A 21,882-nucleotide genomic window follows, 5' to 3' on the forward strand; every position below is an offset into this window, starting at 1 on the left:
GAACTTCAATTGCCTTCTGTTTCTGCCTGACCCCATCGTAGCATTGTCAGGTTTAAACAGTCTTTGCAGCTTTTGAACCTTTTTTATAAAAATTTAACTTTTGTATTCTCAGAAGGAGTACCTCATCCCTTTCATTGAATACCGTTCCAGATCCATCCCCAGGCACGAAAAAAAGAGCTGATCCGCTTCGCAGAAGCAGAGCAACTCTGTTGTACTCGCCATATCTTATGATGCTACACTCGGTCTGCGGAGGCACTCTGCCCTGTGCCCCCATCCTTCCGATACTGTGCAGGTGAAATGCCCATCACTTTCTTGAACGCCGTGCTGAAATAGTGCTGGGTATCGTAACCGACCCGTTCTGCAATGCTGTGGATAGGCAGTGCCGTTGAATCCAGCAGCTGTACTGCTTTGCGGATGCGGGCATGGGTGACCAGGGTTACGAATGTATCGTTTAACTCTTTCTTGAGTACCCGGCTGAGATATACCGAGGAGACTTGCAGACGCGAAGCGAGCGATTCCAGTGTCAGTTCCCGATCCGCGTACCCTTCATGAATGATCTGCCGAGCTCTGCGCACCAGCGGAGACAAGCGGGCTTCCCCATAGATAAGCTCACGGCATAACCGGTAAGCACTCGGGACGTCCTCCAATGCACCTGTATTCTGCTCTACATGAGCATGAACGGCAATATTCAGACAGGCACTGATTTTCTGTTCAATGGTGCAATCCAGTTCTTCCGGAGCAGCCTGCCATAGACAGAAGCCAATTAATCCATTCGGGTCCCGGAACAGGACATGGGGAAGATCTCCCAGCAGTTCACCGATAATATTCTCTACGGCAAACAGAAACAATTGACGATCATTCTCTCGCATAAGGGACTGCCGTGCTTCGGCAGCAGGCCAGCGGACGACCCCGATCTGCACAGGCGGATCCGATGGCAGGCGCAGGAACGCAAGCTGCTCTGTCAGATCTTTTCCCTCCGCCCGTCCTTCCAGCCACTCCAGACAAAAACGCTGACGCAGCAGCGGAATGTTGCGTTCGATCTGGTCAGCAGCCTGCTTCACGTAGGCCGTACGTCTACGTTCCTCATCCATGCGCTGTTTCAGGCGCATAAGCGCAGCGTGCAGCCGCTCTGCATCTACCGGCTTTAGGATGTAATCCTCCACGCCAAGTCGCACAGCCTCCTGGGCATAAGCAAACTCATCATGCCCGGAGATGATGAGGCAGCGGCAATCCGGACACTCATCCTGGAGGCGACGGATCAGATCAATGCCGTTCAGAAATGGCATGTTCATATCGACTAGAAGGATATCAATACCGAACTGGACAGCCAGCTCCAGCGCTTCCTCTCCGTCCTCCGCTTCACAGGCAACCTCCATGCCAAGCGCCTCCCAGTCAATGGCATCCCGAATGCCTTCGCGAATAATCGGTTCATCATCTGCAATCAGCACTTGGTAACGCCGGGCCGACTGCAATGTCTGGGCTGCAGCCACCGATGCTGCCGTATTCTCCATCTCTGCTTCTGTCCAAGCTGCTTGGATCATTGCTTCCTTCATTGACTATCCCGCCTTCCCTCAGTATCGAATTGCCACGCTTGTGGAAGTTCTTTCATCAACGGCTGAGTGATGGTTACACAAGTCCCTTCACCTTCCCGACTATTCAAACTAATCCCATAATCTTCTCCAAAAGAAAGCCGAAGGCGTGCCTGTACATTCAGCATGCCATAGCTTTTGCCGCCCTGACCAGCTTCCTGTGTTTCCATGCTTTCCAAGGGTGTACCAAGCAGCTGCGCCATCTCGTGCAGCCGCTCGCTGGACATCCCGGCGCCATCATCCTGTACCGTCAGAACCAGCTTATGATCTTGTACTTTGGACTCAATTCGAATCTTACCCGGACCTCGTCTGCCCTTAATCCCGTGATAGATGGCATTTTCCACAATAGGCTGCAGCACCAGCTTAAGCACAAACAGCTCCTTCAGCTCCTCCGGAATCACCAGCTCACATTGAAGTCGATTCCGGTACCGGGTCTGCTGAATTTGCAGATAACTGGATATATGTTCAACCTCGGATTGCAAGGGAATGAAATCATTGCCTTTGCTGAGCCCGATACGAAATAGTCTGGACAGGGCGCCCACCATCTCGGATACATCGTCCACACCTTTCCTTTGTGCCATCCAATGGATCGTATCCAGGGTGTTATATAAAAAATGAGGTTTGATATGCTCCTGCAGGCTTCGCATTTCAGCATCCCGTTTTTGCCGCTCCCGTAATTCGTTAAGGGACATGAGCTGCCGGATCTGTGCCAGCATTCGGTTAAAACTTCTACCCAGCATGCCGATTTCATCAGCCCGATCGCTCCAGCGGCCGGATCTGAGATTTCCCGTTTCCGCCCTGCGCATATAAGACATTAACCGGAAAATAGGCTGAGCGATGGAACTGGAGAACCGAAGGGAAGCACTCAGACCAAAGAGACAGACCACGAACACAAAACTGACAACGTAAAACTGGATCTGGCGCACTTCCGCTATCGATTCCCTCGCCGGAAATACGCCTACAGTTCTCCATCCTGTAAACGAAGAAGACTGGTACATGAATAACAACTCCTTCCCATCCGCTTCAGCGTTGAATATTCCGCTATCCCCGGAAGGGAACCACGCGGATGGAATCTGCTCAACAAGGGGGTTGTCGGGCATATAGACACTTCGCCCTTCTGCATCGGTCACCATCACATATCCGGATTTCCCCAGCGTCACATCTCTGGCGGCCTGAGATACGGTACGCAGTTTCAGGTCAATCATAATGACACCGAGCACACGTCCTGATGTTTCATCCGTGATGGAACGTGCAACAGACACAATTTCACTATCCTTATACCGAACATGTGTCGTGATGTTGCGCTGTCTCGGTTGACCCAGCACAGTAAAAATGCCGGCATTCCGGGACGCACCTTGGTACCACTGCTCCTGGACCAGGCTCTGATTGGTTTTCGGGTACATCTCGTTGCTAATGTAATCTCCATTTCCATTCACAAGGACAATTCCTGCAATCTCCGGATACAATGTCGTGAATCCCTGCAAAAACTGCTTGATCCCATACAGTTGATCCTGATCTGTGGACTGGTTCGAATCGCCACCGGATACCGCTGCTCCAGTATGACCGTCAAACTCCGTTTTCCCTTCCATGAACGCACGGATATCCGGGTCAAACGCGATCAGATAGGTCATGTTTTGCAAATTCTCCATCTTGCTGTCGAGTGCTTCATTGACTTTGCCGATCAGCTGCATCGTGTGTCCCTCGACCTGCCTTTCAACAATCCGTTCCACAGTCCAGTTCACCAGCAGTCCGAGTCCCATTGAAGGAACGATGGCAAAAAGCAAAAAGAGCAGCATCAGCTGATAGCGCAGCGGCATATTACGCAAACGCAGCCTCTGCAATCCGCTCTTCATTCGAAAACGAATTTTCTTCCAGCCGAGGGGCATTCGAGAACGATGTTCTGTTTTATTTGGCATAATAATCATCTACATTCGATCGTGTCACGACAGAGATTCCGGTATCCACCCTGACCGGCAGCGGTGCATTTTCATCGGAAGAAGACGGTGCAGGTACGGTCAGTTGGTGGTGCAAATGAAACAGGTATTGAAGGGACCAGTAGCCCATGTTCCAGGTCCCCTGTGCGATCGTTGCAGAGATCGTGCCGCTCTTGATCATGTCCAGTGTTGCTTTATTGGTATCAAAGGATATGATCTGCAGCGGGTAACCTGCATCCCCATTCTGAACCGCTTCACCAACGCCAGCTGCTCCTGTCGCTTCGGTTACAAAAATACCGCCGAGATCCGGATATGTCTTCATCATTCTAAGAGCTTCATCTCTTGATTTCATTGCATCTCCGTGCCCGTCCGCGACTTCAACAACCTTCATGGAAGGGTACCGATCACGGATGGTATCGCGGAACCCTTCCGTTCGCTCCTCATGATTTTGCTGTCCCGGCATGGTCAGAACAGCGACTTCTCCCTCCCGTCCGAGAAGCTCGGCCATTTTGTCCGCAGCAGTCACCCCTGCTTGATAATTGTCCGTGCCGAGAAAAGAATATGCCCTGCTGTCCGGGGCATCCGCATCAAACAAAACTACCGGAATACCTGCATCCAATGCTTTGTTAATCACAGGAATAAGCGATTGCGGGTCAATGGCGGAGATGGCGATGCCTGCCGGTTTCCGTGCAATCGCTTGCTCAATGATCGTGGTCTGTTCCTTCGGGTCATATCGGGTAGCTCCCCGATACTCCACGGTTACTCCGAGCGCATCACCCGCATCCTCGAAGCCTTTGAGCACACTTTTCCAATATTCCAAGCCGGACTGAAATGTGATCATGATGTATGTTTCACCAATATCTCCACGCAGTCCCTTGGCTTCCCAAGAGCCATTCGCTTCGCTTGCGTATTCATACCTGAGTACGTACAGTGCAAAAGCCGAGATAAGTAAAATGTAGACCAGCAATGTCTTTTTCATATTCGTTTTCACATCCTTGAGATCTGTCCACTTGTGTTTCGCTTAAATTGTAAACGCAAACACGCAAAAAAGAAACCGCTTTCCTCTCTAACCAACGTATCTTCCTATTTTCGATCTCAGGTTGTACTGCTGCAATAATGTACTATCGGTTCAACCATCCCCGCAGTATGATCATGAAACTACAACCCGGGGAGGCACTATGAAACGATGAATCTTACCTCTTTTTTAATTTATTGCATTGTGGTTACCTTTACGCCAGGACCCAGCAATATTGTCATTTTATCTTCAGTTCAGCACGCGGGTGCACGCAAAACCATGCATTATGTGTGGGGAGCCACCGTGGCATTTGGTATGCTGCTTGCCGCATCGGCTTTCCTCAATCATCTTCTGGCGGGCATCTTGCCCAGTCTTCTTCATGTAATGCAGATCGTTGGTAGCCTGTATATGCTGTACCTCGCCTATCAGATCTACAAGATGGGATCTTCCGAGGAGGCACCGAAGCAGGCAACCGGATTTGTGAGCGGTTTAATCATGCAGTTTGTGAATCCGAAAGTAATTCTGTTCACGTTCACCGTCATCCCCAGCTATGTGCTGCCCTATTATGACACCTCGCTGTCCACGGTGCTGTTTGTCTGTCTCATCACATTGATTGGAATTTTGGCCTTTACCAGCTGGGTTGTTTTCGGCTCTGTGTTCAGGCAATTTTTGCATGATCATCAAAAAGCTTTTAGTATCGTGATGGCTCTCTTTTTGGTATACTCAGCCATTATGGTATCGGGACTCATCTAGATTGGAGGTATGCATGGAGTGGAGCTGTTCAATTATAAGAAGTCGTCTGATGTCCTGGCCCTTTCGGCCAGTTTTACGGATTTTACGTATAAGAAGCACTGTCACGAGGAATATGCGGTTGGTGTGACACTGCGCGGTATTCAGCAGTACCATCTGGACGGTCATTATCAGGCTTCTCACCAGAACGGTGTCATGCTGTTTAATCGGGAGCAGTCCCATGATGGCAGTTCTTACGACAAGGCTGGTATTGACTACGTCATGTTGTATCTGAAGCCGGAGGTGGTAGAAGACATTCTGGGGAAAAAGGAATTGCGTTTCTCCACTCCCATTGTCTATGATCCTCAGCTGGCACGAAGTATTCTCATGCTGAACCGTGCCGTTCAGAGCGGGCAGGATGAAGCCAAATGCAGTGAACTTCTCTTCAGCCTCGTACATCAGCTGTCCCGGTCGGAGATCGATACTCACATTCCCGGACCTGGTGACGGGCTTGTCCGAAAGGCCAAAGAAATGATGTTCAGCAGGTTCGATGATGTGCTGAAACTGGATGATCTCTATACCGAGTTTAATATGTCCAAGTTTCAGTTTATCCGGGAATTCAAGTCACATGCCGGCATATCACCCTACCAGTTCTTCCTGAACTGCAAGGTTGAACATGCCCGGCAGGCCATAGAGAAGCATAAGGATGTCTACTCCGCGGTAGCCGAATGCGGATTCGTCGATCTTACGCATTTGAACAGACATTTTAAGCGTGTCTTCGGTGTTACCGCCTATGAATATATGCTTCAACTGAACTGAGTCGCTAACCTTTTTGTTCAAGCAATATTTAAGGCGAAATGATAGCATAATATCCATATCGTATGGCTGGCGGCCCAACATATGAAATTCAAACATCCTGGAGGAACATGACATTTGAACCAGCAAGGAAAAAAGGCCTTCTCTATCCCGCTGCTCCTTGCAGCATTGAGCCTTACCGTATTTGCACTGATTGCCCTGTCTATCAGTGATAACCAGATCCACCGGTTTGATGATAACCTGATTGGATGGATACAAGGGATGGAAGCTCCCGGAATGACCAACTGGATGCAGGTCTTCACCTGGATTGGCAGCGGATTGCCTGTGATCATCATAATGATCATCTCCATGGTGGTCTTATATCTTTTCCTGGGACACCGACGGGAACTTCTGTTTTTGGCAGCAGTCATCGCAGGCTCCACGTTGCTGAACACCCTGTTGAAACTGGCGTTTCAGCGTGCCAGGCCCACTATTCACCGCATCATCGAAGCGAGCGGTTACAGCTTCCCAAGTGGACACTCCATGGCAGCGTTCAGCCTATATAGTGGACTTGCCTTTCTGATCTGGAAGCATATCCCGACAGCAGCAGGCCGGGTTATCATGATCATCGTGAGTGCAGCCTTTATTCTGACCATTGGCATGAGCCGAATTTATCTGGGGGTTCATTATCCCAGTGATGTCATCGGAGGTTACTTTCTGAGCGGCAGCTGGCTGGCCATTTGCATTTGGTTTTATCAGCGTTATGCAGAGCGGCTCTCCCTGCTTCATTCCAAACCTCTGACATAGAACATCAAAATTAGAACATAGGTAAGACCCGCTATCCTCAAAGCTGAGGTCAGAGCGGGTTTTCCCGTTTTTATTCCTGAATACCATCCTGGACGAGCGTCAGCTCCACGTGGGCCCGAATATCCATCGAGCCATAATCCTTATAGAACGTTTCATTGTCCCAGTGGTGCGTACAACTTCTCACATACTCTCCAAACCCGAACGGGTCCACATTCTCTCTCTGGCACTTGCGGATCAGTTGATTGATTTTGGCTTCCATATGCCTTTTCATTTCTGATTCCAGTTCCTTCATCTCCTTGCCGGATAACAGAAAATCATTCCGTGAAGCCTTAATCACAGATGCACTGATGTGAATCTTTGAATCCAGCGCTGCTGCTGGGGTGTCTGAACGCATCCGATGCTTCACGGAGGAAGATAAAATTTTGATTAGGGCATCATTGTCTGTTGTATTAGCCGTTTGCCTCTGTGCCCCCTCAACCTCATTGATCTGTGCAAGAAACTTGCCATTCTTGGCATCCTCCGTAAGCAGCTTCAAACCAAGCCCCTCTTCATCACTCAGCTGAAGTACAGCTTTTTCCCCTTTGAAAACCACGAGACCATCAAGCATAATTTTATCCTGATCGTTCAAGCGAAGCCGAGGGAGATAAATATCCTGTCCTTTGCTGAAATATTGGAACAACGTCTGATGCAGACTGAAGTGAGGCAGATTGGCAAAATTGCCGTTTTGCTCGATTAACTTCATCAGATACAGCGGATCATGAGCGGGAATGGATGCCTTAATGATATCCAGCGCCCTTCCTTCCGCTACGGCAAACTGCATACGTCTGGACACCCGGGTATTATGGGATAACACGCGCAGAATATCGCCTATCCCGTGTTTCGCATAGTCCTCCCCCAGCACCATCATTCTTAATTGGCCATACTCAATAGGTTCTTTCGCCTGCATATTCATTCTTGGCATGACATCGAAGCTGTTGGTTGAGTCGATCTCCAGCAGTTCGACATCACTCTTGTCCTTCTCGGTATACTCACCGATGAGCACGCTGTTGTGAATTTGTTTATCTTGCAAATCGTAAGCGGAAGTTAGGACGAGGCTGATCTCATTCACAATGCTCGTATCCTGGCAGGAGCTGAGCAGCAGCATCCCCATTACCCACATTACGGCAAGGAACCATTGGGATAGACGTTTCATACGCTCACTCCTCATCCAGTTGATTCGTTTGGTGAACCCTTCCCGGCTTGTAGCGGATGAAGGAGAGCGGCCTTAAATAGCTCGGCCTCTTATCCGTCTGTTGATAGGAAGCACGAATCAGACTGTCTTTCAGATCCCTGAACCGCATTGGATAGAAAGGAGCCATATAAGGTGACCCCAGAGACTTTAATCGCGACAGATGGACGAGGAGGAAGCACAGTCCGATCGCAATCCCGAATGCGCCCCAGATGGCAGCCAGTATAATGATCGGAAATCGCAGAAAACGAATGGCATTGGACATTTTATAGATCGGTGTCACAAACGAAGCCAGTGCAGACAAGGACACGATGATGATCAGTACGTTGCTCGTAAGTGCGGCCTCCACGGCAGCCTGTCCAAGAATGATCCCGCCAACAATACCCAGTGTTTGTCCGATCCGGTTCGGCAGTCTGGCTCCTGCTTCACGCAAGAATTCAATTGTCGTCTCCAGAAATATGGCTTCCACAAAAGGGGGAAACGGTACATTTTGTCTGGATGAGATCAACTTGCCAAGCAGCTCCTTGGGTATGACTTCATAGTGAAAGGTCATTAATGCCACATAGAGGGCTGAGGCAAACAGCGAGAAAATGACGCCAAAAATGCGAATCAACCGAAAAAAAGATCCAAGCGCCCACGGCAGATAATAATCTTCCGGCGAGACAAAAAAATCAAACAACGTGGATGGCCCTGTAATAAAACTTGGCGAGCCTTCACTGATGACCGCTACTTGCCCGGTGATCAGGGCATAGATGACTCTGTCCCTCCGTTCGGTCGTCGTAAACAAGGGGAACGGCGTAAGTGAGTTATCTGCGATCAGTTGATCCAACTGTGACGTATCCAAGACAGCATCAAAGTCGATTCCCTTCAATCTGTCCTCCATCCTGCTGACGTTCTCGGGATCAGCAATACCATCCATATACAGAATGGCCACTTGGGATTGGGACAAGGAGCCCAGTGTCATTTCCTTGATGATCAGATTAGGTGTTCGCAGCTGTGTACGGATCAGATGCAGGTTAACCGGCATTGCCTCGACGAATCCAACCTTGGGTCCGATCACGCTAAATTCATTTTCCGTGTCGTTATCACTTCGTATCCCTTCCTTGCCTGGCATGGGAACCACAATGCACTCATGGGTCTGTCCGCACTGCCGGATAAGCAGGCTGCCTTGAAGAAGGAATTGGACCATTTCCTCGTCTTGATTAGTAAGGTTCGTTTCCTCTATGGGAATATGCAAGAGCACATCATGCAAATTCACTTCTTCGCTTGAAGGGATGCGTTCCTGCAGGGAGTGGATGGCTACTTCAAGGAGATGACTGTCCACGAGTGTTTTATAGTAGCAAACTTCAAGGGCCAGTCCGGAGACGGTCATCGTACTTATGATAAAATCATCAGAGCGACGGCATGGATCGAGCGGGTCATGAGATGTACTGGACATCTGTTGGTTGTCACTGGCAGGTGAACTCATGCTTCCTCTCCTTTGGGCTGGTCCGGCATATCCTGATGTCCGGTAGAGCCCCCCAGATTCTTGCGGAACAGCGAGATGATAAACAGAAGCGGGACATATAACATAATCAATATTTCCCCCGTTCTGGTGTATATCTCGTTGACCATATCAATATCCACGGTGTCTTTAACCACAAACAAAAGAATGGCAAAAAGGACGATGGCGAGTTTCAGTCCGAGACTGGGCTTGATTGCTCTCTCCAGTTTCAAACAATGACATGCTGCCCAAGTTCCCAACGTGATGATGGATAGAATTTTTAGCAGCCAAAAGGATAACACCAGATACTCCATCCGCTGGATCAATGGCATTTCAATAATGCTGATCAGGCTCAGGGTAGGCCACAAATGTTCCTTCATCTGTCCATGATTGAAGTACATAAAGGAATAGATAAAGAAAACCAGATACACTATGGTTGCAGTAACCAAGGCGAGATAAGCCCATTTGAGCGAGCGACCTGGCGTCTTGATGTATGGATATACGACCAGCAAAATGCCGCAGCCGATAAATTCATGAAGCATATCCCTTGTGGACAACCATATGGATGTGACATCATGATCCAGCACAGGAAGAAGGTTTCGTGGATGAAGATAGGAAGAGACCAGGAATATCTGCGGGAAGACAAATACTAGGATGAAGAGGGTGCCCCAAAGGCACATCCCGGTGACCGACTGTATGCCGCCCGACACACAGTAATAGACAAGCAGCAGAACCACGATGCCCAGCAGCCAGTTATTTTGTGTGGGAAGAATCCACAGCTGGATGATATGAATATAGGAGCGATAGGCTACAAAAGCACCCAGCAGAAAATATAAAATAAAGATCCAATTCAGGACAGCACCCGCGATTCGTCCCCAATACCGTCGATTGATGTGAACGAGAGAGGAATGGCCGGGGGATTGGCGTGACAGCAGGACAAACATCATTTTAAGGATGATGGAGATCATGACAGCGGCGGCCAAAATGCTGATCCATCCATCTTTCTCCGCGCCACGCAGCATTTTATATTGAAAATTCATTAAACCTACGCCAACCAAGCTTACATAGAGCACAAAATACAGATGAATGGGTGACATGCTGTAGCGATTCCCGGAAGTGTTCACAGAGATCTCCCCTTTTCTGACGATCATATGAATCTGCTGAAAAATTCACATCTAGCGTTTTACCTTCACTTATGCTCAGTCTCTGAGTTAAGTATGTAAATTATTCGAGATTTTATTCAAAAGCAAATACCCGCCTATTCCCATAGAGGGAACAAGCGGGTACGACATCTCTTTTTTTATCAGCAATCGATTATAGTTCTTCGCCATTGGATTCAATGACTTTTTTGTACCAGTGGAAGCTCTTCTTCGGCGTTCTGCTCAGATCACCATTTCCATCATTATCCTTGTTGACATGAATGAAGCCGTAACGCTTCTTTATCTCTCCGGTCGATGCGCTGACGAGGTCAATACATCCCCACATCGTGTAGGCAATGAGCTCCACTCCATCCGCGACTGCTTCTTTCATTTGCTCAATATGGCCTCTCAAATAATCAATGCGATAGTCATCCTGAATGGTGCCATCTGCTTCTACCACATCGACTGCACCCAGACCATTCTCAACGACCATTAATGGCACCTGATAGCGATCATAGAGATGATTCAGCGTGTAACGCAATCCTTTCGGGTCAATCTGCCAGCCCCAGTCGGAAGCTTCCAGGTACGGATTTTTGATCCCGCCCAGCAGGTTGCCCCCGGCTCTCTCCAAGGACTGGTCCGCACTTTCAACCAAGGACATATAATAGCTGAAGGAGTAGAAATCCACGCAGCCCTCACGCAGGGTTTGCTCATCTTCCGGCTGCATTTCGATCTGAATGCCCTGCTCTGCGAAGAAACGTTTGGCGAAACCAGGATATGCTCCTCTCACTTGCACGTCCCCACAGATCATATTGGAGAGCTGATCCTTCTTCTGCGCAAGCAAAATGTCATCCGGATTACACGTGTTCGGATAAGTTGTCATGAACGCAACCATGCAGCCGATTTGGAAATCGGGGTTAATCTCATGTCCAAGCTTGACGGCCTTCGCACTCGCCACGAACTGATGATGCAGGGCCTGGAAGCGGGTTTGCGGATCGTCGATGCCGTCCGTCAATGTTTCTTTTCCTTCAAACAGAATTCCCGCCGCCATATATGCGCCCATCGGCATGGTGAGACAGTTGATCTCATTGAATGTCAGCCAATACTTCACCTGATCCTTATAACGGTTGAACAGAGTTTTACAATAACGGAGGTAACAATCGATCACTTCGCGCGAAGCCCATCCGTTGTATTTTTGCGTCAGACCAAATGGTGTCTCATAGTGAGAGATGGTTACCAACGGTTCGATGTTATATTTTTTCAATTCGGCAAAAACTTGATCATAGAACTGCAATCCCTCTTCGTTGGGCTCTAGATCATAACCGTTCGGATAGATCCGGGACCAGTTGATGGACATGCGGAACATTTTGAAGCCCATCTCTGCCATCAAGGCAATATCTTCTTTGTAATGTCCGTAAAAGTCTACAGCCTCATGGCTCGGGTAATACGTGCCCTCTTCAAGTACTGGCGTAATCCGCCGCGGAGTCGTATGAGTTCCGCCTGTCATCATATCGGATGTGCTCGGACCTTTGCCTCCCTGATTCCATCCGCCTTCGAATTGATTGGCAGCTGTTGCGCCGCCCCAGTAAAATCCATCTTTCATCTTCATGACAAGTCCTCCTATGAATGAGCTGCTTAACACTGTAATACCAGTGTAGCATCCATACCCTGACACCTATTGTCATGGTATAATCATAGCATGGAAAATAACCGATTATTTCGAATGCTGCTGCTGTTACTCGAGAAGAAAAAAGCCACCGCGCCCGAACTCGCCCGCTTGTTTGAAATCTCGGTACGCACGGTTTACCGTGACATCGACCGGCTGAGCGCAGCGGGAATTCCCGTCTACACCACCACTGGCAAGCACGGTGGCATCCATCTGATGGACAATTATGTGATGGACAAGTCCCTGCTGTCTGAAGAAGATCAGAACGAAATTTTGCTTGGCCTGTACAGTATCAGTGCCATTCCACACCTGAACAGTGTTCATATGCTCAAACGGCTGACTGCCTTGTTTGATCACAAACTGGATTGGATTGAATTCGATTTCTCCCCGTGGGGCAATATCCCTGTGCAGGAAAGAGATATGTTCAACTTAGTGAAGCAGGCCATACTGACCAAGCAGGGGATGACATTCAACTATATCGACTCTGACGGAGAAGCAAGTGTAGAGAACATTGCACCCGTCAAACTCATTTTTAAAAATAGTACATGGTATATCGAAGGACAGGACGAAAGCCTGCCGCACCCTACCGAGAAAAAGACATTTAAGATGAAACGGATCTCCGAGCTCCGTTTGCTGCCAAGGCTGCAAGAGCATGGATCAGCTTCTTCCACAGCCGATGTGGAAAAGACACCTGTGAACGCTCCCTTATCCCTGGATCTCTTATTTTCAAGTTCCATTGCTTATCGGGCGCTTGATTTCTTCGAACCTTCCCGGATGAACAAACAGCCGGATGGCAGCCTTCGTGTGACGTTGGAAATTCATGAAGGAGAGCGGCTCTATTCGTTTCTGATGTCATTTGGTGCTGAACTGACCGTTCTCGAACCCCCACATGTCAGACATGAACTGCTCCGCCGATATCAACAGGCTGTCAAACACGTGCAAACATTCAATCCTGACGGCTTCCAGCCCGATGAATGATATAATGGAATCGCCAAGAACTTGAATTCATCAATTCATTGCAAGTCGCCCATTTTGTAGAGGAGGTTTATCCATGCAAGACATCAGACGCAACAATGTGGAACGTTTCAAAGGCTTCGGTACGTTATATGACCAGAATCGCCCGGCTGCACCCACAGAAGTCGTGGAAATTCTGAACACCTATCTCGGCACCAAACCAAGATTGGTTGCAGATGTGGGCTGCGGCACCGGGTTATCCTCATGGATCTGGCTGAATGAAGCTGAACGCATTATTGGTGTAGAACCCAGCGATGACATGAGAGCCGTGGCGGAGGCCAAATGGGAGGCTGCGGGCAAACCGGATCATCTGCGATTTGTATCAGGCTTATCTCATGAACTGGGATTGCCAGACGGCAGTGTTGATATTGTGACCTGCTCCCAATCGTTCCACTGGATGGAGCCTGAATCCACACTTCGTGAATTCGCACGTGTACTGCGACCAGGAGGCATATTTGCCGCTTATGATTGTGACTGGCCTCCTATCCTCGATTGGCAGCTGGAGCAGGCATATCAGCAGTTGATCGCGGAAGCCGATCATCAGGCCTCCAGTCTGGAAGCACAGGAAAACCAGGCTCATAAATGGAGCAAGGACGGCCATCTGCAGCAAATAAGCCAATCAGGCCTGTTCCGCTTTGCTCGTGAGATCGTATTCCATCACCATGAGACGTTTGATGCGGATCGTTACGTCAATCTGGCCCTCAGTCAGGGCGGCTTGCAGACAGCGCTTAAGCTTGGAGCAGACGAACTATTAACGGCTGCGGATGAATTCAGAACGCTCGCAACCCGGATATTTGACGGACAAACGAGAACGGTCTTGTTTTCTTACCGCATGCGTCTGGGTATCATCTGATCATTTCATCATTCCAATTATATAGATCCATCCCGGAAGAAAGGCAGTGAATCGCTTTGAATGATTCGAACATCTTGCTGCAAGATCGGACTTACATTGAACAATGCTTGGATAACTATTTCAATACCCCTCATCAAGACATCCTGATGTCCCTTCCAGCCAAAACAGAGGATGAGGATTACGGCGTGCCTATGGATATGCAGGATGGTACAGTAGATGACGAAGGCTGGGTTCGTTGGAGAATGCTCGCTTCTATGGTGACGGAGGATCAGATACGCGAGCTGGAGCAGTCCTGTGGATTGCCCGTTCCCGTCCCGCCGCTATATCGTGCATATCTGAGCACAAGATACGTCATGAATGTCTATCTGCGTTTCGATGACTTTGTCATAGTTCTGCCGGATCTACCCTCCGATCGTCCATTACGTCGCTTACAGGAGTTATGGGTAGCCTGGAAACCACTAATCGCCGAAGGGTACATTCCACTCGCTACATACGAAGATGACGCCGGACCGGTATGCTGGGACATTCGCAAACCGGGTGGTGACCATGATTATGCTGTCGTTTGGTTCGATCATGAACTGCTGGTGCACGATGAATGGCCTAGTCGCGAACAGCTTGAAGGCTGGGCTGTATCTCTATTCCCATCATTCCGGGATATGCTCAGCCCACTTGCGTCCAGCCACGATTCATAACTTACAGCTATTCAAAAAAGACGGTTCCTCCTCTGCGGAGAGAACCGTCTTAGGCATATGGATCACGATGAGAACAGATGGCTTAACTGCTCTTCCTGTACATTCAATGCCAGTACCAGCTTGGATGGATCCTGCTTGGAATAGATGACGTTAATGATGTGACCCTGCTGAACCTGAGAGAGGGCGGAAGGCAAAATATCCTTTTGCGTTGTCACTTGAAACGTCTCCCCATTCGGCGGGGTCACACTGAGCGTAAGCTGAAGCTTGATCTTGCCTGTTCCCGAATTCCCCAGCGGGGTGACGTCGAGAATTTTGGCCATTGCTTTCTCCCCCGTACGGGCAATATCCATCATATCTGGAGAAACGCCCTCCTGGATCATCTTTTCGTTAAGCAGTTCCTGCAGGTCCGCTTGCGATAGCTGTCCTTTCAGATCAATCCCCACCTTACGCTCATCCTTCTCGGAAACGACCAGCGGAACAAAACTTCCTGGCTGAAACTGTGCCAGCGCTGTAAGGGGGACGACCGTCTTCAATTCAGTGTCATATTTCTCCCGTCCTTTGCGCGATACAGTCAAGCTGAGACGCACTTCTGGCTGTTCATTAATATACGTGCCAGTCTGCTGAACACTTCGAATGACGCCCACAGCAGGAAGTCCTGACTTCACCCGACCCACGCCGAAGATGTTACTTAGAATGGTCGGAATGAAAATTAGTCCAAAGCCTGCAAAGATCGCCGGTTTATACCACCAGGCCTGCATGATGATAAAGGGATCATTCCAGAGCTGCTGTGCCAGAAATGGCGAAAACCCCACCCCGAATACGGTCAACACACCAATCATTCTCAATATACCTGTCATATCCCCCACTCCTTCATCTCTATAATTCGTTGTTATATGAATAAATGTAACCTTTTCTCTTTCCATACTGCTTAATCCTTGGGGTGAACACTTAACCTGTCAACAATCCCATATAAATCAGTTCCGACGGATTCGCAGGATTCTGACCTAATCCAACCCGGTCTCCCACCCGGGGAATCTGCATCTTGGATACTAGCGTTTCCAGCGTTCGCTGATACTGTCTTCCACTCGTCTCCGTTACATCCAATACGAGTACCACAATGGGATCAAAGTTGATCAGCTTGCCTGTATCGGTAATCGTGAGGACCGTAGCCGTGGCTGTTAAGGGAAGTGAACCCGTCGCTGCCAGTTGTGCCTGTTTCGCCGAATCCAGACTCTGATTGATTGCTTCCCGGTGCTGCTTGGGTACGAAGCCTTTCATCATCAGGCCGGTAAGTCCTTTGTTCATCACTCGATCTGCTTTTGCAATGGCGTCTTCCTGTTTGTTCTTCTTGCTAAACCATCCCATCCGAAACACCTCATTTGTTTGTTTTTTGTTATATATTCATTATAAACAGGAGGGCTTCGCCTTGAATATACTTCTGACTGCATACAAAATAAACGCCAAATCCGTAAATTCAATCGCGATATGATGGCTGATTTTTATGTTTATATCATTTAATTCGCAAAAAAAGAGCCGAGTATCGGCCCTTTAATTGGTCTGGGAATCTTTTGTTTTGTAGAAAATGGACCACCGCTGGACAAAAAACGTGATCAAAGCATGCGTTTCAAGCCGATGTACTCCCTTATTTTTTGCGCAGCAGATAAACCAGCTTCTTATAATACATCGCTGCCTCTTTATACCTGCGCTGATCCTCGGATACCACCGCGAGTCCCTCATATAACGGCTCCAGTCTCATGGCATGCTGTGTCGATTCGAAATAGGGAAGGCATGCGAGAGCCTGTTCCATAAACGCCTCACGATTCCCATGTGCCAGGGCCAGATGACTCTGATAAAACGTTCCACTCATCTGTTGATCCTCTGTTATTGCACATTTCAGCAGTTGATCCACACTTTGCGCAAGCATGCCCCAATGTTTGCGGCCAAGTGCCACCTCACAGCGATACACACAGATGAGCGGCTTCATCGCCTGCTGTGTTTCTTCCGGTTCCTGCATGAGCAGCGTCTCAAATCGCTCAATCTCCGTCTGAGCCTTGTCTAACTCACCCGTCATGGTCAACATGACAATCCGATTGTTTGCAATTGCAGTAACGAGATCTCCCTGATTCCCGGCATATACCAGGTTGGCTTCCGCCATCGTAAGAGCCGAGAGGGCTTCCTGTACAAGCCCCATGGCGAAGCAATAACCGCTATATGCTACATATAAACCCGACAAACGGTGGAATAGACGCTGATCATACACATGCCGCATCGTCTGCTCAAAGACCTGTTTGGCCTCTTCATATTGTTTGACCTGAATATAGGCTTCCATTTTGATATTTTGTACCGACAGCCAAAATTCACTACCAGGGAGTGCCAGCTCACTGAGCCTTGTTGCATGAGTCAACACGTCGACGTATGCAAGCTTGGAACGATAATACTGCACCTTGTAATACAAGAGAGCTTTCGCCAGCGGACGGGGCAGATCGACATCATCCGGACGACCGTATTTCTCCAGATAATAATTCAAATAGGAAGTATGGATGTATTCATGAGCGGCTGCATCGTTCAGCTGCTGGTAATACACTGCTTTCATAAGAGCGGTCGTCAGTTCAACCGTCAGTGCATCATCCCGATCTTCCAGCGCATGCACGGTGTCTTCCGGTATGGCCGAAGCCGGCATGGACAGCTGTGCAAAAATAGCCTCTGCCCGTTCCATCGTCTCCTCGCTCTGATCCGCTGCGTGCAATAGGTAAGACGGCTTGACTGCCAGGCGTGAAGCAATGGCTTCAGCCAAGTCCTCGGGGAGCGGATAACGATCCGCCAGTATGTTCGCAAAATGAGCCTGTGTCACCAGACCCTCAACCAAATCCTTGCGGGAAATTTGCTTTCTTTTACTCAGAAATTCAATCCGTTCCTTCAGCATGGGCGTGTGTTCCTTTCGATTCATTGCTGTAAATGCTATGAACTATCATCGCAAAATCAGGGAATCAATGCCACCCTTTTGACGAATTCAAATGAAACGGTTTCCGTTTCGGTGACAATTGTTTTACAATAAGGAGGTATGCAATGGAGAATATGGACTAACTATTAACACATGAGTTGATAATGAAAGGATGCCAATGAATGATTATTAAACCAAGAACGCGTGGTTTTATTTGTACGACTTCCCATCCTGTAGGTTGTGCCGCACAGGTGCAAGAACAGATTGAATACGTGAAATCCCAGCCGGCGCTGAAGGGGCCACGTAATGTGCTTGTTATCGGTGCTTCTACCGGATACGGACTCGCATCACGTATTGTGTCTGCGTTTGGCGCAGGAGCGAATACCATCGGTATTTACCGCCCAAGCAGCTCAACGGATAAGCGCACCGCTTCGGCTGGATGGTACAATTCGGCTGCATTTGAGAAGGCCGCGGAAGAAGCAGGCCTGAAATCGTACAGCATCACTGGGGATGCATTTGCTAATGAAACGAGAGAAAGAACAGTTGAGCTGATTCGCAGCGAATTCGGCCAAGTTGATCTTGTGGTCTACAGTGTAGCATCCGCACGGCGCACCGATCCGAACACTGGCGAAGTTTCCAACTCCGTCCTGAAACCGATTGGACAATCATACACGAACAAAACGGTTAATTTCCATACGGGCGAAATTACTTCCGTTACCCTGGAGCCAGCAACCGAAGAAGAGATTCGCCAAACGGTAACGGTAATGGGCGGCGAAGACTGGGAACTGTGGATGGATGCACTGCAGCAAGGCGGCGTGCTGGCTGACGACGCAACGACGATTGCATTTTCCTATATCGGCCCTGAACTGACACAGGCCATCTATCGTGAAGGCTCCATTGGTCAGGCGAAGGATCATCTGGAGGCGACAGCACACAAGCTGAATGATCACATGAGTGCGACGGGTGGACGTGCATATGTCACTGTAGCGAAAGCTCTTGTCACCCAGTCCAGTTCCGCGATTCCTGTTGTACCGCTGTACATCTCTGCCCTATACAAGGTCATGAAGGAAAAAGGACTGCACGAAGGCTGTATCGAGCAATTGCAGCGTCTGTTCGCTGATCGCCTGTATGCCGGAGGGGACGTTCCAACCGACGAACAAGGACGCATTCGTATTGACGATTGGGAGATGAGAGAGGATGTGCAGGATGAAGTCGCGAAGCTCTGGAATGAGCTGACTACAGACAACATCTACGATCTGTCGGATCTCGAAGGATACCGTCGCGAGTTCTTCCAGCTGTTCGGTTTTGAGACCGATGGCGTCGACTACGAAGCTGACGTGGATCCCAATGTGGAAGTACCGCATCTCCGCTAATCGCGAATCAGGTAATGCAGCGCGGGTACGTACATCAAACGAAATGATATAAACATAAAGGAGAGCCCTGGGGCTCTCCTTTTGTTATGTTCAGATGTATAGAGTGAATGATTTATCTTTTTCCAAAAGCCTCATACACCCTTCATGCATCAGTGGATCAGAGGGACTTCAATCCTTTTTTTAGAGCTGCAGGTACCGTCTTTTCCACCTTGATGGACTGGGCTCCATGCATGGTTGCGAAGAAGGCAAGTCCATCCCGAAAATCAGACATCCATTCTTCCACGGGAGGAGCATTCTCCTCCATGGATAACAAACGGACCGTGAGTGTTCCCGTTTTACGATCCAGTCTGGGATCCATCCGTCCGATCAGCCGATCCCCGTGAAGAATGGGCATGGCGTAATAACCATACGTCCGTTTCGCTTCAGGCGTGTAAATCTCCCACTTATAATGATAATCAAACAAATCCACAATCCGTTCCCTTCTCCAGAGCAGGTTATCCAATGGGGGTAAGAAACGGACCGGACCTGATGCCTCATAATGTGTCTCGTCCTGCTGCATTCTCAGCAGCAGCTCTTCATCCTCTGTCCGGATGTAGTAGGGTGTCACGACACCCTCAATCTCCAGTTGGATCATTCGTCCATCGGCCACACGTGCAGCCATTTGCGCACGCCGCTCAGCTGCGGACCATTTAAGCCATCCGAGTCTGGCATCACGGGTATCCACCACCCGATAGGCATGAATGTATTTATCCAGAAGTGCCTGCTGCTGCATATGCGTCTCCTGTTCGACACTAAGGCCAGGCCTCTGTTGAACCAAATTCGGTTCAGTGATCTGGAAGTATCGTTCATTGCCCTGCCTTGCAACGACCCGGATGGCCGCAGTATCCAGCAGCAGGTTCAGCGCGAGACTTGTATCCTTAGTCTTTGGTGCATCCGGACGATCCCAATAACCACTGACTCGTTCAACCGCACGAAATGCTTTGGAGGGCAGCGGTCCTTCCTCAGCAAGACGCTGCAGGACATGCTGTACAGTTATCTCCAGACGCTGCAGGGATGGATTAAGCCGTTCTCTTAATCTCGCACGCACAGGTTCGAAATACGCGTAGTCCTCCATCGGGATGACACATGCTGCATTGGCAAAATACTCGAATACCTTGTGCTCACGAAGCAATGTATGTAAATGGGCAGGATCGTACCCCGGATCGCGGGCTCCCAGAACCAAATGCTGATTGCCAGTCACTGCTGCAACCGGATCGATCTGCACGCAGCCTAGCGTACGAATCAGACGCATAACCTGATCCGGTCCGGACGTTCCCGGTTCTGCTGGCCAGCGTTCCAGCAGCAATTGTGTATGCAGCAAAAAGCGCCGAACAGCTGCCTTTGTCGTGCGCAGGGTTGTCGTCATGATGGATCATTCGTCCTTTCTCACAGGATTCATGGTTTCCTTTTACAATTTTACAGTTTGTCCTATTTTTCCATTTTATCAGTCTTTAACGAAGCAATCCAACCAAAGCATTAAGTAAAACATTCATTAAGCGCCCTTGCCGCACGTCCCGTGGACAAAATAAAAAGAAGCACCACCATCCTGGATGATCCGCTTCTTGTGTTTGACCTTTTGCAGTTTTTCTTGTTTGGTTGGCATGAGTCGAACATGCTGGGATAATGCACCATAATTTTCGTTTACTCTTCGGCTCTGTTCGGGACAGTATTGTCCTGAGCGCTCTGCTCTGCGTAATGCTTTTTGTGTTTGGGTACGTGCCATAATGGATATCCACTCTCCTTTGGTTGAATACACTCAATATATCATGTGCAGGCCTGCAAGTGAAGGTGAACCCTGCCTAATGTCTTCGTAAAAAGGCCCCATCGGGGCCTGATAAATGCATTTCTATTCTAGGCTTTAGCGTGTAGTTCGTTTTCGTCTCGATTGCCACGTTTCTACCGGTTCCTGATCATCTTCTTCAATGAGCTCCATGGCTTCTTCCACTCTTCTCGACTTGAACAGGACAATCAGATCCATCAGATCTTCCCGGTCCAGCAGCTTCACACCGTTGACCGCAGCCAGGGTTCGGCAGGCTTCCGTGTACCTCGCTGAAGTCAGGACGATTGAGCGGTCTGCCTCATAATAACGCATCGAGGTGTAAATCTCCTGCACGGCACTCAAACCAACCGGATGATTCGCTCCATATCGTTTGGCCTGAATCACATTCCGTCTGCCCAGCCGGTCCGTAAACACAAGATCCGCTCCGAAGTCACGGCTGCTGGTCGTCTTGTGAACTTCTTCGTATCCGAGCTGTTGAAACAAATGAAAGAGATATAACTCAAACTCCGAACCATCTTCCATTTTATCGATGTCCTTGATTGAAATCTTGCGAGGGTTGGCTTCACTGCGTATACGCTGTCCCCGCCGGATGATTCGCCGAATTACCCAAGCCAGCAGCAGCAATACAGCGATCAATCCAATGACCCAAGGGGTTAAGTTGTCATTCCAATTCATGTCTGTTCTCCTTGTACATTCCTCTGTCAGAATCGTGCCTATGTTAGAATTAACCATGATTACCGACTTAATATAACAAACTTCTACCTCGTTCGAAAGAAGATGAATTCCCTGTAACCGTTACACTTCA

At 49.0% G+C, this 21,882-nt stretch carries 20 protein-coding genes; 7 read left to right on the top strand and 13 right to left on the bottom strand.

The window, feature by feature from the left end; translation table 11 throughout:
• Positions 1–233: 233 nt before the first annotated feature.
• From F4V51_RS22180 to F4V51_RS22190, 3 genes are read right to left on the bottom strand one after another with little or no spacing between them, the layout of a single operon-like run.
• Entirely contained in the window at positions 234–1,511 is a 1,278-nt protein-coding gene (locus tag F4V51_RS22180; RefSeq protein ID WP_236146836.1) for a response regulator, read from the bottom strand.
• Between the two features lie 38 nt (positions 1,512–1,549).
• Positions 1,550–3,514 carry a cache domain-containing sensor histidine kinase gene (locus tag F4V51_RS22185; protein ID WP_416226488.1) on the bottom strand — a complete coding sequence of 655 codons (1,965 nt, stop codon included), beginning with the start codon at positions 3,512–3,514 and terminating at the stop codon, positions 1,550–1,552.
• On the bottom strand, positions 3,495–4,502 hold the full coding sequence (locus F4V51_RS22190) for a substrate-binding domain-containing protein (protein WP_153979667.1): 1,008 nt from the start codon (positions 4,500–4,502) through the stop codon (positions 3,495–3,497). Before F4V51_RS22190 ends, F4V51_RS22185 begins: the two co-directional genes overlap by 20 nt.
• 207 nt (positions 4,503–4,709) lie before the next feature.
• On the opposite strand from F4V51_RS22190, the gene F4V51_RS22195 reads away from it, so the two are divergent.
• The 3 genes from F4V51_RS22195 to F4V51_RS22205 all read left to right on the top strand — a co-directional run bounded on the left by F4V51_RS22195 (position 4,710) and on the right by F4V51_RS22205 (position 6,869).
• Positions 4,710–5,291, top strand: coding sequence for a LysE family translocator (locus tag F4V51_RS22195; RefSeq protein WP_153979668.1), 582 nt, complete (start codon positions 4,710–4,712; stop codon positions 5,289–5,291).
• An 18-nt stretch (positions 5,292–5,309) separates the two neighbouring features.
• Positions 5,310–6,086: an AraC family ligand binding domain-containing protein gene (locus tag F4V51_RS22200; RefSeq protein ID WP_153979669.1), complete on the top strand. Its 777-nt coding sequence runs from the start codon at positions 5,310–5,312 to the stop codon at positions 6,084–6,086.
• Positions 6,087–6,200: 114 nt separating this feature from the next.
• Entirely contained in the window at positions 6,201–6,869 is a 669-nt protein-coding gene (locus tag F4V51_RS22205) for a phosphatase PAP2 family protein (RefSeq protein WP_153979670.1), read from the top strand.
• 70 nt (positions 6,870–6,939) lie between these two features.
• On the opposite strand, the gene F4V51_RS22210 is transcribed toward F4V51_RS22205, so the two are convergent.
• From F4V51_RS22210 to F4V51_RS22225, 4 genes are all read right to left on the bottom strand, one after another.
• Positions 6,940–8,061 carry a Ger(x)C family spore germination protein gene (locus tag F4V51_RS22210; protein ID WP_162009973.1) on the bottom strand — a complete coding sequence of 374 codons (1,122 nt, stop codon included), beginning with the start codon at positions 8,059–8,061 and terminating at the stop codon, positions 6,940–6,942.
• Positions 8,062–8,065: 4 nt separating this feature from the next.
• Positions 8,066–9,565: a spore germination protein gene (locus tag F4V51_RS22215; RefSeq protein WP_236146617.1), complete on the bottom strand. Its 1,500-nt coding sequence runs from the start codon at positions 9,563–9,565 to the stop codon at positions 8,066–8,068.
• Positions 9,562–10,704, bottom strand: coding sequence for a GerAB/ArcD/ProY family transporter (locus tag F4V51_RS22220; RefSeq protein ID WP_162009974.1), 1,143 nt, complete (start codon positions 10,702–10,704; stop codon positions 9,562–9,564). The genes F4V51_RS22215 and F4V51_RS22220 overlap by 4 nt, the downstream gene beginning before the upstream one ends.
• A gap of 190 nt (positions 10,705–10,894) precedes the next feature.
• Positions 10,895–12,328, bottom strand: a complete 1,434-nt coding sequence (locus F4V51_RS22225; RefSeq protein WP_153979673.1) for a glycoside hydrolase family 1 protein — start codon at positions 12,326–12,328, stop codon at positions 10,895–10,897.
• Between the two features lie 90 nt (positions 12,329–12,418).
• Between F4V51_RS22225 and F4V51_RS22230 the strand changes: the two genes are divergently transcribed.
• The 3 genes from F4V51_RS22230 (at position 12,419) to F4V51_RS22240 (ending at position 14,944) form a co-directional block, all read left to right on the top strand.
• Entirely contained in the window at positions 12,419–13,363 is a 945-nt protein-coding gene (locus F4V51_RS22230; protein ID WP_236146618.1) for a helix-turn-helix transcriptional regulator, read from the top strand.
• A gap of 73 nt (positions 13,364–13,436) precedes the next feature.
• The gene (locus F4V51_RS22235; protein WP_153979674.1) at positions 13,437–14,252 is read left to right on the top strand and encodes a class I SAM-dependent methyltransferase; all 816 of its coding nucleotides are present in this window, start codon (positions 13,437–13,439) and stop codon (positions 14,250–14,252) included.
• A 56-nt stretch (positions 14,253–14,308) separates the two neighbouring features.
• Entirely contained in the window at positions 14,309–14,944 is a 636-nt protein-coding gene (locus tag F4V51_RS22240; protein ID WP_153979675.1) for an SMI1/KNR4 family protein, read from the top strand.
• 62 nt (positions 14,945–15,006) lie between these two features.
• On the opposite strand, the gene F4V51_RS22245 is transcribed toward F4V51_RS22240, so the two are convergent.
• The 3 genes from F4V51_RS22245 to F4V51_RS22255 all read right to left on the bottom strand — a co-directional run bounded on the left by F4V51_RS22245 (position 15,007) and on the right by F4V51_RS22255 (position 17,867).
• Complete coding sequence (locus F4V51_RS22245; RefSeq protein WP_153979676.1) at positions 15,007–15,801, bottom strand: hypothetical protein; 795 nt, start codon at positions 15,799–15,801, stop codon at positions 15,007–15,009.
• Between the two features lie 91 nt (positions 15,802–15,892).
• The gene (locus F4V51_RS22250; RefSeq protein WP_095289580.1) at positions 15,893–16,309 is read right to left on the bottom strand and encodes a hypothetical protein; all 417 of its coding nucleotides are present in this window, start codon (positions 16,307–16,309) and stop codon (positions 15,893–15,895) included.
• 277 nt (positions 16,310–16,586) lie between these two features.
• Positions 16,587–17,867, bottom strand: a complete 1,281-nt coding sequence (locus F4V51_RS22255) for an XRE family transcriptional regulator (protein ID WP_153980817.1) — start codon at positions 17,865–17,867, stop codon at positions 16,587–16,589.
• Positions 17,868–18,067: 200 nt separating this feature from the next.
• On the opposite strand from F4V51_RS22255, the gene fabV reads away from it, so the two are divergent.
• A complete protein-coding gene (gene fabV, locus F4V51_RS22260; protein WP_153979677.1) occupies positions 18,068–19,258 on the top strand; it encodes an enoyl-ACP reductase FabV in 1,191 nt (396 codons plus the stop codon).
• Between the two features lie 157 nt (positions 19,259–19,415).
• Here the strand turns inward: fabV and F4V51_RS22265 are convergent, their stop codons facing one another.
• The 3 genes from F4V51_RS22265 to F4V51_RS22275 all read right to left on the bottom strand — a co-directional run bounded on the left by F4V51_RS22265 (position 19,416) and on the right by F4V51_RS22275 (position 21,752).
• Positions 19,416–20,663: a winged helix-turn-helix domain-containing protein gene (locus F4V51_RS22265; RefSeq protein ID WP_153979678.1), complete on the bottom strand. Its 1,248-nt coding sequence runs from the start codon at positions 20,661–20,663 to the stop codon at positions 19,416–19,418.
• 126 nt (positions 20,664–20,789) lie between these two features.
• Positions 20,790–21,020, bottom strand: coding sequence for a hypothetical protein (locus F4V51_RS22270; protein ID WP_127538689.1), 231 nt, complete (start codon positions 21,018–21,020; stop codon positions 20,790–20,792).
• 135 nt (positions 21,021–21,155) lie between these two features.
• Complete coding sequence (locus F4V51_RS22275; protein ID WP_153979679.1) at positions 21,156–21,752, bottom strand: restriction endonuclease; 597 nt, start codon at positions 21,750–21,752, stop codon at positions 21,156–21,158.
• Between the last annotated feature and the right edge of the window lie 130 nt (positions 21,753–21,882).

The organism is Paenibacillus xylanilyticus (assembly GCF_009664365.1).
GTDB classification, from domain to species: Bacteria; Bacillota; Bacilli; order Paenibacillales; family Paenibacillaceae; genus Paenibacillus; species Paenibacillus xylanilyticus_A.